Source organism: Pseudomonas sp. C1C7, from assembly GCF_013359595.1.
Lineage (GTDB): Bacteria > Pseudomonadota > Gammaproteobacteria > Pseudomonadales > Pseudomonadaceae > Aquipseudomonas.
In genome coordinates this window covers 1-17,204 of sequence record NZ_JABFMP010000004.1, presented here as the reverse complement: position 1 = coordinate 17,204, position 17,204 = coordinate 1, and the positions used below count along the sequence as shown (strand labels likewise).

Annotated in this window: 12 protein-coding genes and 1 other RNA gene; 10 read left to right on the top strand and 3 right to left on the bottom strand. The window is 54.7% G+C overall.

Annotation, left to right across the window (positions count from 1 at the left end; all coding sequences use genetic code 11):
- Positions 1–161 precede the first annotated feature (161 nt).
- The 6 genes from HNO86_RS04630 to HNO86_RS04605 all read left to right on the top strand — a co-directional run bounded on the left by HNO86_RS04630 (position 162) and on the right by HNO86_RS04605 (position 6,418).
- On the top strand, positions 162–437 hold the full coding sequence (locus HNO86_RS04630) for a hypothetical protein (RefSeq protein ID WP_175375849.1): 276 nt from the start codon (positions 162–164) through the stop codon (positions 435–437).
- A gap of 96 nt (positions 438–533) precedes the next feature.
- Positions 534–923, top strand: a transfer-messenger RNA (tmRNA) gene (gene ssrA, locus HNO86_RS04625).
- Between the two features lie 187 nt (positions 924–1,110).
- Positions 1,111–2,367, top strand: a complete 1,257-nt coding sequence (locus HNO86_RS04620) for an integrase domain-containing protein (protein WP_175375848.1) — start codon at positions 1,111–1,113, stop codon at positions 2,365–2,367.
- A 943-nt stretch (positions 2,368–3,310) separates the two neighbouring features.
- Positions 3,311–4,294 (top strand): integrase domain-containing protein, encoded by a 984-nt coding sequence (locus tag HNO86_RS04615; RefSeq protein WP_175375847.1) that lies wholly within the window; start codon positions 3,311–3,313, stop codon positions 4,292–4,294.
- Entirely contained in the window at positions 4,287–4,562 is a 276-nt protein-coding gene (locus tag HNO86_RS04610; protein ID WP_054082025.1) for a hypothetical protein, read from the top strand. Before HNO86_RS04615 ends, HNO86_RS04610 begins: the two co-directional genes overlap by 8 nt.
- 95 nt (positions 4,563–4,657) lie before the next feature.
- On the top strand, positions 4,658–6,418 hold the full coding sequence (locus HNO86_RS04605; protein ID WP_175375846.1) for a hypothetical protein: 1,761 nt from the start codon (positions 4,658–4,660) through the stop codon (positions 6,416–6,418).
- Positions 6,419–6,597: 179 nt separating this feature from the next.
- Here HNO86_RS04605 and HNO86_RS04600 read toward each other — a convergent pair whose 3' ends face one another.
- The 3 genes from HNO86_RS04600 to HNO86_RS04590 form a co-directional block, all read right to left on the bottom strand.
- Positions 6,598–7,539 carry an Abi family protein gene (locus tag HNO86_RS04600; RefSeq protein WP_110746717.1) on the bottom strand — a complete coding sequence of 314 codons (942 nt, stop codon included), beginning with the start codon at positions 7,537–7,539 and terminating at the stop codon, positions 6,598–6,600.
- 124 nt (positions 7,540–7,663) lie between these two features.
- Positions 7,664–9,136, bottom strand: a complete 1,473-nt coding sequence (locus tag HNO86_RS04595; RefSeq protein ID WP_175375845.1) for a class I SAM-dependent DNA methyltransferase — start codon at positions 9,134–9,136, stop codon at positions 7,664–7,666.
- A complete protein-coding gene (locus HNO86_RS04590) occupies positions 9,129–9,722 on the bottom strand; it encodes a hypothetical protein (RefSeq protein ID WP_218583513.1) in 594 nt (197 codons plus the stop codon). Before HNO86_RS04590 ends, HNO86_RS04595 begins: the two co-directional genes overlap by 8 nt.
- Before the next feature lie 352 nt (positions 9,723–10,074).
- On the opposite strand from HNO86_RS04590, the gene hsdR reads away from it, so the two are divergent.
- The 4 genes from hsdR to HNO86_RS04570 all read left to right on the top strand — a co-directional run bounded on the left by hsdR (position 10,075) and on the right by HNO86_RS04570 (position 16,832).
- The gene (gene hsdR, locus HNO86_RS04585) at positions 10,075–12,438 is read left to right on the top strand and encodes an EcoAI/FtnUII family type I restriction enzme subunit R (RefSeq protein ID WP_175375844.1); all 2,364 of its coding nucleotides are present in this window, start codon (positions 10,075–10,077) and stop codon (positions 12,436–12,438) included.
- A gap of 100 nt (positions 12,439–12,538) precedes the next feature.
- A complete protein-coding gene (locus HNO86_RS04580; protein WP_175375843.1) occupies positions 12,539–14,008 on the top strand; it encodes a class I SAM-dependent DNA methyltransferase in 1,470 nt (489 codons plus the stop codon).
- Positions 14,005–15,708, top strand: a complete 1,704-nt coding sequence (locus tag HNO86_RS04575; RefSeq protein WP_175375842.1) for a restriction endonuclease subunit S — start codon at positions 14,005–14,007, stop codon at positions 15,706–15,708. The genes HNO86_RS04580 and HNO86_RS04575 overlap by 4 nt, the downstream gene beginning before the upstream one ends.
- 35 nt (positions 15,709–15,743) lie before the next feature.
- Entirely contained in the window at positions 15,744–16,832 is a 1,089-nt protein-coding gene (locus tag HNO86_RS04570; protein ID WP_175375841.1) for an endonuclease NucS domain-containing protein, read from the top strand.
- The last annotated feature ends 372 nt before the right edge of the window (positions 16,833–17,204 follow it).

Below are 17,204 nucleotides of genomic sequence, written 5' to 3'. Positions count from 1 at the left end.
CATGCTCGCTCCTACAGGCCCCGCAATATTGCAAAAAAAAACCGAATTCCCACCGGCAGCTATAGTCATTTAGCTGAGCCCTGCGAAAGGGCTTATAACCGCCTCGGCCAGCGGCCCCGCATTACCGGCAGCACCGAGCCCTCATGCGCAAGGAGATACCCATGAAGCACTCTGCAATTGCTGGATTGTTTATCACTGCGGCACTGCTGGCATCACCCGCGTTTGCGGCAGACAAAGACCTTTGTGTAGCGAACATTCAACAGATAAGCGACTTCGTGGACAGCGCACCGTCCATCCCTGAATCCTCCCTGAATAACGTCAAGGACGCACTGTCCAAGGCCAAGGCGTCTCAGGCCGCCGGCAACGACAAGGATTGCGTGGAAATCACCTCCGGCATGATCACCAAGATGCAGATTCGCAACCCTGCCCGTAACTGACATGGTGCAAGGCCAACCTTCGGGTTGGCCTTCCGGGCCACATTGCCGTAGACTACGCAGGCTTGTTGCTCATTCTGATTCACGAGCAATGAGTTCGGGGCCGTTTAGGATTCGACGCCGGTCGCGAAACTTTAGGTGCATGCCGAGTTGGTAACAGAACTCGTAAATCCACTGTTGCAACTTCTTATAGTTGCCAATGACGACCAATACGGTGCTGCTCTCGCTGCTTAATTGCAGCTGACATGCACTCCTGGTACCTTCGGGTCCAGCAATCATCAGGGGATGTCTGTAAACCCGAAATGATTGTCATATAGAACAGAATCGCCGTGCAGTACGTTGTGGACGAAGCGGCTAAAACTTACACAACTCGCCCAAAGCACCCTGCCCGTCGGGTCGCTGAGGGTTAACTTAATAGACACGGCTACGCATGTAGTACCGACAGCGGAGTACTGGCGGACGGGGGTTCAAATCCCCCCGGCTCCACCAAATGATCAATCAAAGACGTCCACGGACGTCTTTTTTTGTGCCTGAAATCCAGTAAATACGCGGCCTCCAGCGCTTTTGCGGTCTTTCAAGAGTTTTTGAGTTCCAGCCATTCGGGTATTCCAGGCGGTATTCCAGCTCACCCGGTGCTAATCTTTGGAATACCGAATCAGTGCTTGAGGACAATCTCATGCCTGCTCAAAACCTCCGTCTCTCCGATCGACAACTCAAGGGAGTCAAACCCGCGTCCAAGGATTACGTCCTCACGGACGGTGACGGTTTGCAACTCCGCGTACGCAGCAACGGCTCGTTGCTGTGGAATTTCAACTATCGCGAACCGGTGACCAAGAAGCGCATCAACATAGGCTTCGGGACCTACCCCGAACTGTCACTAGCGAACGCACGAAAGAAGGCAGTCGAAGCCCGCGAGCTGCTAGCCCAAGGCATCGATCCGAAGGTGCAGCGCAATACGTTGAATGAAGCCAAACGCGCGGAAACGGAACACACCTTCGAGAACGTGGCCACCGCCTGGTTCGAGCTCAAGAAAGACTCGGTTACTCCGGCTTACGCCGAGGACATTTGGCGGTCTCTCACGCTGCATGTGTTCCCCGACTTGAGGACGACACCACTGGTGAAAATCACCGCGCCGATGGTGATCGCATTGCTTCGTCCAATTGAAGCGAAAGGCAGCCTGGAGACGGTGAAGCGCCTTAGCCAGCGGCTGAACGAGATCATGACCTACGGCGTAAACTCCGGCCTGATCTTCGCCAACCCGCTCAGCGGCATCAGGGCAGTCTTCAAGAAGCCCAAGAAAGAGAACATGGCTGCGCTGCCGCCCGAAGAGCTCCCCGAGCTCATGCTGGAGATCGCGAACGCCAGCATCAAACGCACCACCCGTTGCCTGATCGAATGGCAGTTGCACACGATGACTCGCCCCGCCGAGGCGGCGACTACTCGCTGGGCAGACATCGACTTTGAAAGGCGCGTTTGGACTATCCCTGCGGAGCGGATGAAGAAGCGCCGCCCACACAGCATTCCTTTGAGTGATCACGCTATCGCCCTGTTGGAATCACTGAAGACTCACAGCGGCCATCGCGAATACGTCTTCCCGGCAGACAGAAATCCGCGCACCCACGCCAATAGCCAGACCGCCAACATGGCGTTGAAACGTATGGGCTTCCAGGATCGGTTGGTCAGCCACGGCATGCGCTCGATGGCCAGCACCATCTTGAATGAGCATGGCTGGGACCCGGAGCTTATTGAGGTCGCACTGGCGCATGTCGACAAGGATGAGGTGCGCAGCGCCTACAACCGAGCAGACTACATCGAACGCAGGCGACCGATGATGGCCTGGTGGAGTGAGTACATCCAGAAGGCCGCCACCGGCAGCCTGCTTGCCTCAGCATACGGTCAAGTCAGAGACAAGAACGTGGTACCGATCCGCTAACTCTGTACGGCGCAAGAATTGCGGAAACAACTGAACGTCCAAGATTCGGGGCAAGCAGCCTCGCTTATCTGCTTCTCAGCGCGGGTCCATCCAAACAGGGCTGCAAAGCCGCCCTGTTTGGATGGACCTCACTTTGAAAAGCTAAAAGCCACGACGTTGTCCGGGAGTTACCAAGTAATTCCACCAATGGATAACCGCTTTTCACGTCCTCAAGGGCGCTTAATTTCGGCCCTTGACCGGGTTTATCCACAGGCGTAGAACTGGCCGTGCAAAGGCTGTCGATGACAGCACCCCAGGTGACCCGAGCCTTAAAGGTCACGCCGCTCCCGCGGTGGTTCAGCCTAAGTACGATTCGCATCCGGCAGCTCGTACGGTCACTACCCATGTGATGGATGCTCTTACACATATGGCCCTCGTGCGCCAGACACATCGTACCTCTCTGCCCTGCAGCAACCTATTCGCTTGGCCGAATCTTGCGCCAACCTGTGCCCGTCTCTTTCTTCTGGAAAGAGACGGGCGCTCAAACCACTGCTGCAGCCCTGATCGCACAAGGCTTTGCGGCATTCCCCCTCGTGACAATCGGCGTGACAAACGCCGATGTCACCAGCAACAGCGCTGTAGATGATGGTGCCGCAGACCAGGGAATGGACTGCACCTGACTGACAGTCAGGCACGCCCCGGTCATCGCACCGCTGCGTTCACCCGGCTCAGGATCTTCAGGCGCTGGCCTCGTCAGCCAGTGCTGCCTCCACCCGCCCACCGGTAACGGTGTTCAGGAGGCCAGATCATGAGATGCCCTTGCTCCCGGACGTAAGGAGCCGCCAGTCCCGCGAAGAGGACATTCCCCACAGGTCGCAGGGGCCTTGATCCCTGATAACACTCAACATTCTTGGCGGGATGACGTGGGGCGAGGATCGGAGAGCGAACGATGAGGTGATTCGACATGGCATTGGTGGGCAAACGCAATGGCCGCAATTTCGGCTACGGCAGGCAATTGAGCTACGCAGGACCGCAGGCGCTGAAAGACATGTTTGGCGGTGGCCACTACGGCACGGTCAAAGCGCACTGTGATCGATGGCAGGCATTCGTGAAGTGGTGCCGCTCCGAACAAGGGCCAGGTATCAATGATGCGCGGCAAATTGATCGCAAGGTATTGGCGGACTATGCGGCGTATCTGCGCAATGCGGTTGAGTGCGGTAGCCTCGCCATCAGCACCGCACAAAACCGCCTATCCAGCGTTAACAGGACAATGGCGGCGCTGCGCGGTGATCAGTGTGTGAAATTGCCCAGTCCGAGCAAGGCATTGGGTATTCAGCGCACCGGAGTTCGACAGTCAGTGCCGCAGTGCCAAGACCGGGAAGCGGTTAAGCAGATCGTCGATGCGCTTTGCAGCAGTCATCAGCAGCGGGCCGCCGCAATCGTTCTGTTGGCACGAGCCACCGGCATGCGTTTGCGTGAGGCCATCTTGGCTGACCTACCACGGCTACGCCGAGAGGCTAAAGACCTCGGCAAGATCAATATCCAAGACGGCACCAAAGGCGGCCGCGTCGGAGCATCGGCCCCACGTTGGATTACGGTGGATCAGCGTGTTCGCGATGCTCTTGGATTTGCGGAGCAGGTTTCGCCAGCGGGTAGCCCAAACCTGATTGCCCCCGAAGAAAGCTACGTGGATGTTATGCAGCACGTAGTACGCCCCGCACGAGATGCCCTGCACAGGTGTGACCTCAAAGGATTCCATGAACTACGGTCGGCGTATGCATGTGAACGCTTTGAGCAGATCACCCAACATCGAGCGCCTATCAATGGCGGTCATTGCTACGTGATAGACATGTGTCTTGATCGTGATGCCCGGAAGCAAATCAGCTATGAACTGGGGCACGGCCGAATCGATGTGGTCGCTGCCTATATAGGTGGGCGGCATGAGTAAGGCATTCGATATGAAACTTTTCCTGGCTGGCGTGTTAACCGGCTCACACGCAACGCGGCAACGCCATTTGCGTCAGGCGAAACTCATTCAGGCTGAAATCGCATCGCGCTGGCAGCGAGAAACACCCTGGGCTTGGCAGAGAAAACATGTGGTTTGGTTTCTTGAGCACCGCCTGAGTCAGCGGAGTGAGGCGACGCGCTACTACTACCTACTGACTGTGCACTTGCTCGTTGAGCGTTTAGGCAGATCCTGGCAGTTCGACCGTTAGGCCAAGGCCATCAACCGTCAACGGGTTGTCGCTAGACCCAGGTCATAACTGGCACTATGCTACCTACGGCTGAAATTTCCACGGACGGGTGCTTGATGTCGCAAGATCTCCTACTTACACAGAATGCTCAATTTTACCGCCCTAGGGCCCCTTTCACTAAGGTTACGCTCACGGCAATCCTAGAAGCTGCCAGCTCCAATATGACTATTGGCAGCACGCTTATCGCGGATATTCTTGAACAGAATGATACGCTTTCTGATGGCAGCAAGTTCTCTTATAGTCTCCGCGTCTTCAAGACCGACCGTGATGTACATTTTTGGCAGCAACCGCTCAAAGATACAATCTATGCATTCATTTTGATCATTGCCATAGATGACTGTATTGCCATTTTCAAAAAGTCCTGTGCCAGCATAACGGAGAGCATGGATAAGCATGCGAAGCTGATCCGGAGTAGTGAACTTACCTCTGCTTTTAGCGACATCGATGCACAATATCAAAAGATGGCGACACGCAACATGACCGTTTCCGATCGAGCCATGCGCGGTCGAGCCTTTGAAGCTTCAGATCTGAAAGGGCTTATGTCTGTACATGCTGCTGGGAGGTCAATCCCCTACTTTTTCAAGCTCAAATTGAAGGGGCGCACCAAGACCATTTCCGCGCAAAGCGGTCGCGTGGTTGAGGCATCGGACCGAAAATCGATTCACCACGCAGTGGAATGGGTCAGGGTACAGCTGCACGACATCAATAACCCTTCCACTGAAAAAGATTTCCTCAACAACTTTGCCAAATTCATAGATCTTGACTTGGTCTGGAAATCGAGCACGCCAAACGCGGTTTTGCTGGAGCATTCGTTTTTTGTAGAAAACGTAATCAATCAAGGAATCCCTATTTTCTATACAACCAGACGTGGCCGTGAAATCGAAATGACATCTAAGCACGTCAAATCCTTGATTGCGGAAATGGAACAAGTTTATGAGGTCGGCCCGGCACCTGACCACGAACTTTTAGGTAGCATCAGACAGGCCAAGCTAAAGAAAAATCTTCACTCGATCGCTGTCAATAGCCGAGCGCTTCAAAACATTCATCTTGAGCAGAATGGCAAGAAGACGACGCTCCAGGCGTACATCAAGAAGCAGAGTTTAGCGACCATCACATTCTCCGACCCCAGATACATGTACTTCATGGATCAGTGCTTTGAGGACGGTGCGGGGATCAACGAAATCCCTGCAATGCTTAGAACGTTAAAAGTCTTGCCAGAACTTGCCTCGGCGACTTCGGAGAAAGGTAAAATAACGAAAAAGATAACCAAGTTCGACTCCACGTCAGTCTTTGATATAGTCGAGACAGCACACAACGCCGATGACTACGTTTTCTGCGACGACCTTGGCAACGAATGGGCTGACCACATCACATTTAACCGAGCTGATTACTCCGTGTCTTTCATACACTCCAAACATGGGAAGCCCAGCAAGTCCGCCAGCAATCTACATGACGTCGTCGGCCAAGCCATCAAAAACATCGGAAATATGGAAGTTGACCCGAAGCTCTTCCTAAAAAAACATAAAGAAAAATTTCGTAAAAACTATAACTACGGCCTTTTAAAACGCACCAGAAAAAGCATTCCTGGGAAGTTTGAAGATTACCTTTACGGACTCAGGCAGGACTATCGATTCAACCGCAGATGCATAATCTGCTGTTCGTTTATCTCGAAGAAAACAATCGAAAAAGAATTCAAAAAAATTCAGAAAGGGATAAGTGTGGCAGGAAATATAACCCAGCTCTACTGGATCCTATCGTCATTCATGCATGCTGCCAAAGAAGCGGGAATCCATCCCATCGTTTACTGCCAAGAATAACGCAATAAACAATGAATCTCATAGCAGCTTACCATCTCCACGGGTGGCGCCTCAGAAACGCCACAAATAGAAGCAAAGGTGACACTAAAAACTTTTACATGACAGAAGCGACGTTGAGAGAAGCGCTAGGTCATTCGACAATAGGAGCCGGCTCGCCGGCGATGGGATGCAAGCCTTGCTCAGTAAAACATGCCCCGCAACAGTCGACGCCTTCTGATACCAAACACTTTGTCGTGGCGATCCTGCTTGCGTTTTGTAGCTTTCTTGGCCTTGTACACTGGCGCTGGAAGCATAGTCTTCTCATAGTTGACGGCTTTGCCGCCGTTTTCCCGGTACATGAACAGTGCATCTCTGGTCAACAACCATTGCAGATGACGCCAATGGGGTGTCGCCTTGATATACAAGCTAATCTGCGGATCGATCCATCCTGCAAACCAAGCGATCTGATCTGCTAGCAAGCGCATGCTGGTAATGGTTTGCCGAGGCCGGCGAGGAACGAAACCTCGACGCCCATAGGCATCGAATTCGGCCGTTTTCCACAGTGAATCGTGATGGCCAATACGATTTCGGACGTCACGCATCTGGTAAAGCAGGCTAGCTATTCGGTCGACAAGGGCTGGATCACCGAAGACGCCATTGCTCAGATCAGGAATGCTCGGGAACGCAACTGCCAAAACGCGCGCCTGCATGCCTTTTGGGTGAGAATTGTGTTTCAACCCGTTTACGATTGCCTCCCAGAAGCCAAAGGCGACTTTCGCGACGATATCGTCCACGGTTACCCTGCAGCCCTTACCTTTGCTCTTCTTGATTTTTTCGACTGCGCCGAGCACATCGTCGTGAGTACGGGGACTCAGCTTGTGCCAAGACGTTAACCCACCGGGACTAGAGCGGTTGGGGCGCGTCTTGAGCATCCACTCAAAGCTTTCTGTATTTCCGTAGTACTGCGACAGACCACGATGCAAAGCGTTACGCAAGCTCACCTCGAGGTCGCCCAAAATCGGTAACAGCGCTGCCCCTACCGCCTGGGTCCACGCATAGCAACCATAGAGGTCGCTCTCGCTAGTGGTTTTGAAGAATTCTTCGAGGGTTTTGAGCCGGGCAGCGGTCAGATGAACGAGCATGAGGCACCTTGTCAGCAGATCGATTTTCTACTATCTTGTTATTCGACACGCGGGTTTTCCGGATTTCCGGTCGTGCCCGTGTACCCTGAGTGAGAACCCCGCCTAGCTGCGGGGTTTTTGCTTTTTATGGCTTGGGTACACCTCGGTAGTCATAACCGATCCGTGCGAGCAGCTCCTCCAGCTTTTCTTCAAGGGTCGCCAGCTCACATTCGAGCTGCAGTCGCTCGGCCCGTAGCACGTCTACATTGACCGGCTCCTCCATTTCGACGTGCTCGACATAGCGCGCAACCGAGAGGTTGTAATCGTGCTGCGCAATCTCAGCCTGTGACACCACCCGCGCAACCTGAGCCACGTCGTTCCTCGCCTGGTAGGTGGCCTCAATGAAACTCAAGTCACTCTCATTCAAGCGATTACGAATCTTTCCAGACTCAAAAGTACGGCTAGCATCAACGAACAGCACGTCATCTGCTTTTCTGTCTTTACGCAGCAGCAAAATCGCCGTCGGAATACCCGTGTGAGTGAAAAGCTTGGGAGGAAGAGCTATCACCGCATCAATCAGCTTGTCGTTAATCAAGTGCATGCGAATCTGGCCTTCCACCCCGCTGCGGAACAGAACGCCATGTGACACCACCACCGCCATGCGGCCATGAGGCTTCAAGCTTCTGAGCATGTGGCTAATGAATGCGAAGTCTGCCGACGCGCGGGGCGGGATCCCGCGGAGATAACGCCCGAACGAATCACGAGTTGCATCCTCATGCCCCCACTCTCGTCTCGAAAAGGGAGGCTGGGACACTGCGATATCGAAGGTCATCAGCTCGCCAGCCTGGCTCAGCAGCGTAGGGTTTCGCAAGCTGTCACCCCATTCAAGGCGATAGCTATCCTCGCCATGCAGAACCATGTTCATCAGCGAAAATGCCAGCGTGTCTGCATTCACTTCCTGGCCATACAGACTCGCGCCCTGCCCCACATTGGAAAGACGAGCCTGTTTTCCGCATTCGATTAGGGAACGGCCTACACCGAGGCACGGGTCATAGACCGACTCACCCGCTGCGGGATGTACCAGTCGTGCCAATAATCGCGAAACTTCCGGGGGCGTCACGGCCTCCCCATCGCGCTTGCCACAAGCGTCATCTATAAAAGCCCACAACGCATCACATACCTGTGCAGCAGTACATGGCGCCTTACGATGCTCACTATTGAAGTTCAGGACGGGAGCGTCGAATGCTTCCAGCAATTGGCTGAGCAAAATGTCTGCCCGCGCCGTCGCACCAAGCTTGGCCGAACAGAAATCGATACCGTCGAACATACCGGAGAGCTCATCGTTGGCTTGCTCTAACAAGCGCAGCGCATTATTGATGCGCTCGCCGTTATAAGGTTCAGAGCGGGCACCCTTGAGCTGCTGAAAGTGCGCCTGCTTTGGTACCCGATAGCTCAAGCGATTGCTGCATGCAGAGTCAGAAGCATCAGAAAGGTATTTCAGCACCAGCAAGGGCAGGACAAAGTGCTTGCTTTCTTCGCAAATACTACTCCCTCTGAAGACCTCAAAAATTTTGGCGATAGCCAAAGAAATCGCAGCGTCCTTATTTTGATCAGCCATGACTGGCGCCCTCTGCGTGCAGGAAAGACGACGTCACGTACGCAACTTCTTCCTTATCCAACTCATTCAGCCGATGCCGGATGGCCCCGATCCGCTGGACCGTGCGATCTAAATCGGCGATCAATAGCTGCTTGTCAAAGTCTGGCAGCTCGATTGCCAAGCTAAGCAGCGCAATTTTAGTGAGCGCTTTGATGCTCGTCCCAGTCAGCATTGAGCCCAGCTTCGCCTGAGTGGATTTCTTGTTCAGGTACCATGCTAGATAGCGCGCATCCAGCGTGGAATGAGGTGTGATGATATTCAACTGACCCAACGGGAACACCGGCGCACTTGCACCTTCGTAGACCCACGATCTGTAGTAATCCCCCCTGGAGGGAATCACGACATCACCAGGCTGTAAGCATTGCCCGAGCAGGCTTTCATCAACCGAGATGCGCGGAAGTTCGTCCCAGCGCAGTGGCTTGGCGGATACCAAATCCCTGATGGCCAAAGCCCGCACGTTCCCGTCCGGCGCCTCTTGAGGAGCCTGGGTCCTGAAGACCATGGCCGTGCGGATTTGGGCGTGATTGCTGAGCTCAACGGCTTCCACTGCAAATAACTCTACTTCACCAAGATGAAGAGATAGTAATCATGCCTAGCCCACCTCGCAAGTAGAATCATTTGCTGCATAGGAAATTTCCTGCAAGGCCTAGCAATTGACCTCACAAGACGGGCTCAAAGTCGGACAGAGACGCGTCGAGTTAGACGACTCGAGGGGATCCGGTATCAATCCCGCTGACCGTACGACTGCTACCTCGTCGGTAAGAAAATCCACGGTTTCGACCGTCATCAGGGCATATGCAGATCGGAGGTTCGAACTGAGAGCCCCGCTTCTGATACTGGCAGCATGCCTCTATCTCTTCTGATAAAGTCCGCAGCATGTCATAGGGATACGGTCAGCCATGGACAAGAAATCACTTTCCGAGCGGGACATCTGTAGTAAATACATCGCCCCAGCTATCCAGCAATCTGGGTGGGACATGCACAAACAGGTGCGTGAGGAGGTCAGCTTCACCAAAGGCCGGATTATGGTCCGTGGCAAGCTTCACAGCCGGGGCGAAGCACGCCGTGCAGATTTCATTCTCTACCACCAAGCCAACCTCCCCATCGCGGTGATCGAGGCGAAGGATAACAAGCACTCCATCGGCTCCGGTATGCAGCAAGCTCTCGGCTATGCAGAGGCGTTGGATGTTCCGTTCGTATTCTCCAGCAATGGCGATGGCTTCCTCTTCCATGATCGCAGTGGGACTGGCAGCAAGGTCGAAACTGAACTCTCCTTGGATCAGTTCCCTAGTCCTGCCGAGCTTTGGCACCGCTACTGCCAATGGAAGGGGTTGGACAATGCTGCTCAACATAAGATAGAAGCGCCCTACTACGACGACGGCTCTGGACGCATGCCGCGCTATTACCAAATGAACGCCATCAACCGCACTGTTGAGGCGGTAGCGCGCGGCCAGAACCGCGTTCTGCTGGTAATGGCAACTGGCACCGGAAAAACCTACACCGCCTTTCAAATCATCTGGCGACTGTGGAAATCCAAACAGAAAAAAAGAATTTTGTTCCTTGCCGACCGCAACATCCTGGTCGACCAGACAAAGAACAACGACTTTAAGCCCTTCGGCCAGGCGATGACCAAAATCGCCAGACGCCAGATAGACACATCCTACGAGATCTACCTGTCGCTCTATCAGGCGGTGACTGGTGCTGAAGAAGAGATGAACGTCTACAAGCAGTTCTCCCGCGACTTCTTCGACTTGATCGTGATCGACGAATGCCACCGTGGCAGCGCCGCCGAGGACTCCGCCTGGCGCGAAATTCTTGACTACTTCTCCAACGCCACCCATGTCGGCCTCACTGCAACACCGAAGGAAACCAAGGAGGTGTCCAGCATCACCTACTTCGGTGAGCCGGTTTACAGCTACACCCTCAAACAGGGGATCGAGGACGGTTTTCTCGCGCCCTATAAAGTGGTGCGGATCGACTTCGACAAAGACCTGCAAGGCTGGCGCCCTCCCAAGGGCATGCTCGATAAGAATGGCGAGCTGATCGAAGACCGCATCTACAACCTCAAGGACATGGATCGCACCCTGGTCATCAAGGCGCGTACCCAACTGGTGGCGCAGAAGGTAACCGAGTTCCTCAAGGCCTCCGACCCGTTCCAGAAGACCATCGTCTTTTGCGACGACATCAACCACGCCGAACGTATGCGCCAGGCCTTGGTCAACCTCAACCCCGAGCGCGTAGCTGAGAATCGCAAGTACGTCATGCGCATCACCGGCGATGACCAGGAAGGCAAAGCCGAGCTGGATAACTTCATCAACCCGGAAGAGCGGTACCCGGTCATCGCCACCACCAGCAAGCTGATGACCACCGGTGTCGATGCGCAGACTTGCAAGCTGATCGTGCTCGACCAGCACATCAAGTCGATGACTGAGTTCAAGCAGATCATCGGCCGTGGCACCCGCATCAATGAAGATTTCGGCAAATACTGGTTCACCATTATGGACTTCAAGAAGGCCACCGAGCTTTTTGCCGACCCAACCTTCGACGGTGACCCGGTGGTGGTCTACGCCCCCGAAGGCAACGAGCCGCCAGTCCCGCCCGACGATTTACTTGAAGACGATGGCATCAGCGCAGGGAGCGCTGGAGCAAGCGATAATTTGGATTTTACCGGCGAGGAAGATGGCAAGAAGCGCATCAAATACGTCATCGACAGCATCCCGATTTATGTCATCGCCGAGCGTGTCCAGTACTACGGGCCGGATGGCCGACTGATCACCGAATCGCTGCACGACTACACCCGTACCTGTGTGCAGAAACAGTTCGCCTCGCTGGACGACTTTCTGCGCCATTGGAGTGATGCCGAGCAGAAAAAGGCCATCATCGACGAAATGGCAGCCCAAGGCGTTATGTGGGAGGCCCTGGCCGAGGAAGTGGAAAAGAAACAGGGCAAGCCACTCGATCCGTTTGACTTGATCTGCCACGTCGCCTTTGACCAACCGCCGCTGTCGCGTAAAGAACGCGCCGAACAGGTGAAAAAGCGTAACTACTTCGCCAAGTACTCCGGTGCAGCCCGCCAGGTGCTGGAAGCGCTGCTGGATAAATACGCCGACACCGGCATTGAGCACATCGAGGACATCAAAATCCTCCAGCTCGATCCCTTTAACCAGCTCGGTGCGCCCATCGAACTGGTTAAAGCCTTTGGCGGCAAAGCTGGCTACAACAAAGCTATCCATGAACTGGAAGACGCCCTGTACGCAAGTTAATCCGCTCTACCCGTAGGGTGGGCAACGGCGGAGCGTTGTCCACCTAAGCAGTCAACTCCATTACAATCCCCCGCTTTGCCACACCGATTGAGAATTCGTTATGTCCATCAGCTCCACCATCAAGTCCATCCAGGACATCATGCGCAAAGACGTCGGCGTCGATGGCGACGCCCAGCGCATTGGCCAACTGGTCTGGCTGCTGTTCCTCAAGATCTTCGATGACCGCGAGCTGGAATGGGAACTGATGGACGACAACTACAAGTCACCCATCCCCGACAGCTGCCGCTGGCGCACCTGGGCGGCCGACCCGGAAGGCATGACCGGCGATGCGCTGAAGGACTTTATCGACAACAACCTGTTCCCCCAGTTGCAGAACCTGCACGAATACAGCAACACGTCCTCGGCCTTTGTGGTGCGCAGCGTGTTTGAAGACGCCTACAACTACATGAAATCCGGCCAACTGCTGCGCCAGGTGATCAACAAGGTTCAGGAAGGCGTGGACTTCAACAAGGCTCAGGAACGCCACGAGTTCGGCAACCTCTATGAGCAACTGCTGCGCGACCTGCAAAATGCCGGTAACGCCGGTGAGTTCTACACACCGCGTCCGGTCACGGAATTTATGGTGCGCATGGTTGATCCGAAGCTGGACGAAAAGGTCATGGACCCCGCCTGCGGCACTGGCGGCTTTCTCACCTGCGCCATCGAGCACAAACGCACTCGCTATGTAAAAACCGCCGAAGACGAACGCATCCTGCAATCCAGCATCTTCGGCGTGGAGAAAAAGCCGCTGCCGCACCTGCTGGCCACCACCAATATGATCCTGCACGGCATCGAGGTGCCCAGCCAGATCCGCCACGACAACACCCTGAGCAAACCGCTGATCAGCTGGGGCCCAAGTGAGCGCGTGAACTGCATCGTCGCCAACCCGCCATTCGGCGGTATGGAAGAAGACGGCATCGAAACCAACTTTCCCGCCGCCTTCCGCACCCGGGAAACCGCCGATCTATTTCTGGTGCTGATCATGCAGCTGTTGAAAGACGGTGGCCGCGCCGCCGTGGTGCTGCCCGATGGCTTCCTCTTCGGTGAAGGTATAAAAAGCCGCATCAAAGAAAAGCTGCTGACCGAGTGCAACCTGCACACCATCGTTCGTCTGCCCAACGGCGTGTTTGCACCCTACACCCCCATTAAGACCAACCTGCTGTTCTTCACCAAGGGCACACCGACAAAGCAGGTGTGGTTCTATGAACACCAGTACCCGGCCGGAGTGAAGAACTACTCCAAAACCCGCCCCATGCGCATAGAAGAATTCGCCGTGGAGCAAGACTGGTGGGGCTGTGAGGCCGATGGCTTTGCCGCACGGGTGGAGAACAAATTTGCCTGGCAGGTCAGCATAGAGGAACTGCAAGCGCGCAACTGGAACCTCGACTGCAAAAACCCGCATATTGGCGAACAGATCAGCCACGACCCGGACGAGTTGCTGCGAAACTACGCCGCCCTGCAAGGCGAGATCGGCGGACTGCGCGACCAACTCAAGGCCGTGCTGGCCGAGGCCCTGGAGCGCCAAGTATGACGGCATTGCTGACCAATAATCTGTCGCTGCTGGCAGGCGCTCAGAACGGCGTCAAGAAGCTGCGTGAGTTGATTCTGGAGCTGGCGGTGCGTGGCAAGTTGGTGCCACAAGATCCCGATGATGAGCCGGCCAGTGAATTGCTGATGCGAATTGCTGAGGCAAAGGCGCGATTAGTGGCTGATGGCCTGATCAAGAAGCAGAAGCCGCTGGCGGAGGTTGGCGAGGAAGCAGAACCGTTTGAATTGCCAGCAGGTTGGAAGTGGAGTTCATTATCGAAAGTGGCATTTGTTAACCCCCGCAATGCTGCCGCAGACTCACTTGAAGTCTCGTTTGTGCCGATGACTTTTATTGGCACACGCTTCGATGATCGGCATGCGCAAGAGCCTCGTCTGTGGGGTGAGGTGAAACAAGGCTTCACGCATTTTGCAGAGGGTGATATTGGTGTGGCGAAAATCACACCTTGCTTTGAAAACAGCAAAGCATGCGTCTTTTTTAATCTCAAGAATGGTTTGGGCGCGGGTACGACTGAACTGCACATTGTTCGCCCTATTACCGGAACCCTTGATCCTAGGTACGTACTGGCCTATCTGAAGTCGCCGCAGTTCTTGCTTGTTGGCGGAACCAAGATGACAGGGACAGCAGGCCAGAAACGATTGCCCAAAGACTTTGTTGAGGCGAATCCGTTTCCAGTGCCTCCCCTCGCCGAACAACACCGCATCGTCGCCAAAGTCGATGAGCTGATGGCCCTGTGCGACCGCCTGGAGGCCCAACAGGCCGGCGCCGAAAGCGCCCACGCCCAATTGGTGCATGTGCTGCTCGACAGCCTCACCCAAACCAGCGACGCCACCGACTTCGCCGCCAACTGGCAACGACTGGCCGAACATTTCCACACCCTGTTCACCACCGAAACCAGCATAGACGCTCTCAAACAAACTCTGTTGCAACTGGCCGTGATGGGCAAATTGGTGCCACAAGATCCCAGCGATGCGTCGACGGAGCTCTTAATTAAAAAATTGATCTCTAAAAGACGCTCTACGTCAAAGCGCTCTGAAAAAAAAGAAACTGCGCTGCAAGCAGTGGAATTGATCCATCCTTTCCAGGCTCCAACTACTTGGAATTGGGTGAAGCTTGGGGATATCTATGAAATACAACGTGGATCATCTCCTAGGCCGAAGGGGGACCCACGATACTTTTCGTCGTCGCCAACAAAAAACCATTGGATAAAAATCTCAGATATGTCTTCGCGGTGTTTGGATGGCGTACTGCTGAGCACCGATGAATACTTGACAGATGAGGGAGCCAGCCACAGCAGATTTGTAACACCTAGCGACATTATTATCGCGGTCAGCGGGAGTGTTGGCAAAACCAGGAAGCTCGGAATTTCTGGATACATATATGATGGCCTCATTGCGATAAAGAGCATTGAAGATGAGACAATGAAGGACTATCTATATATATATTTCCAAGTAATGGAGGCAGACCTTTTAGGAGCTTCGACAGGTTCCGCATGGAAGAACATCAACACAGCGATAGCTAACGCCATGCCTGTTCCGATACCTCCAATCCCCGAACAACACCGCATCGTCGCCAAAGTCGATCAACTAATGACTCTCTGCGACCAGCTCAAAACCCGGCTAACCCAAGCCCGCCAACTCAACGAACAACTGGCCAGCACCCTGGCCGAGCAGGCGGTGGCTTAGCGGCTTGCAGGCTTCAACACGTTAAGGACAACACCATGCCCATCAAAACGCAAATCTGGACGGTCGGCGGCCAACCTAGCCAGTTGCAAGAGTGCATTTTGCCCAGCGAGCAGTTGTTGGAAGACATGATCGTCAGCGCCCCACGTCTGTTGTCGGAAGAGTGGATGCTGATCGGCCGCCAGGAAAGCACCGGGCTGGGCGGACGGATCGATCTGCTTGCCATCGCCCCGGATGCCTCCCTGGTGCTGATCGAACTCAAGCGCGACCGCACCCCGCGTGATGTGGTGGCACAATCGCTGGACTATGCCTCGTGGGTGGAAAAACTGGCCGCCGAAGATATTGCCGCCATCTACAAACGTTATCGCCAGAACGCCGATTTGGCGGCGGACTTTGAGGCCTACTTCGGCCTGCCGCTGGATGAAGAGGCGCTCAACCAAAGTCACCAGATCATCATCGTCGCGTCCGGGCTGGACGCCAGCACCGAGCGTATCGTGGCGTACCTCAGCGAGAGGGATATCGCAATCAACGTGCTGTGCTTTCAGGTGTTCCAACAGGGCGTGCAAAAGCTGATCAGCCGCTCCTGGCTGCTTGACCCTGTAGAAACCCAGGTCAATGCCAGCAACACCCGCAGCGATGGTCCTAGCGAGCCGTGGAATGGTGAGTTCTATTGCTCGTTCGGCCACAGCTCCACGCGTTCCTGGCTGGATGCGCAAGCCTTTGGTTTTATCTGTGGCGGTGGCGGCACTTGGTACAGCAACAGCCTGAAGATGCTTGCCCCCGGCGACCGGGTGTGGGTCAACATTCCGCAGCAAGGGTACGTTGGTGTCGGCCGTGTAACCGGGCGGGCGACAGCCGCGGCAGACTTCACCGTGCTCTACAACGGCGTCGACACGCCAGTGCTGCAAGCCGCCAAACGTGGGACCTACCACACCGAATACAGCAACGACCCAGCGCTGTGCGAGTACTTCGTGCCTGTGGAATGGCTGCAGACCGTGCCGATTGAACAGGCCATCAAGGAAGTCGGTCTGTTCGGCAACCAAAACACCGTCTGCCGCCCAACCACACCCAAGTGGCGTTGGACGATAGAGCGGTTGAAGGCGCGTTTGTTCAACAAGGCGCAATGATCATTCGACTCATTTGCGGACAAGCTATCGGCTCTGGCACCTAGCGATCTCAATCACCACCTGTAATCTGCTCAGCCAAACGGATAGCAAGTCAGGCGGACGGTCGCGGAAATCATCCTAGCTAAAAAATTGGTGGATACAGCAGGCTCTATTCTTGGGCATGGCGTGCTTCCAACTCGTTGACAGGAAACAGACTAGGCACTCTGCTCAATTCGGGCCCACCCTAGATGATTTGAATAATCAGATATAAAGATTCCCGAAACTTTACCTTGTGTTCAGAACCACAAAAACCAGGAAGAAACACACGCTCATGGCACCCGTATCTCCCCCCACAACCATCCCTCAAAGCCCATCCCCCGCTTCACCGCCAGC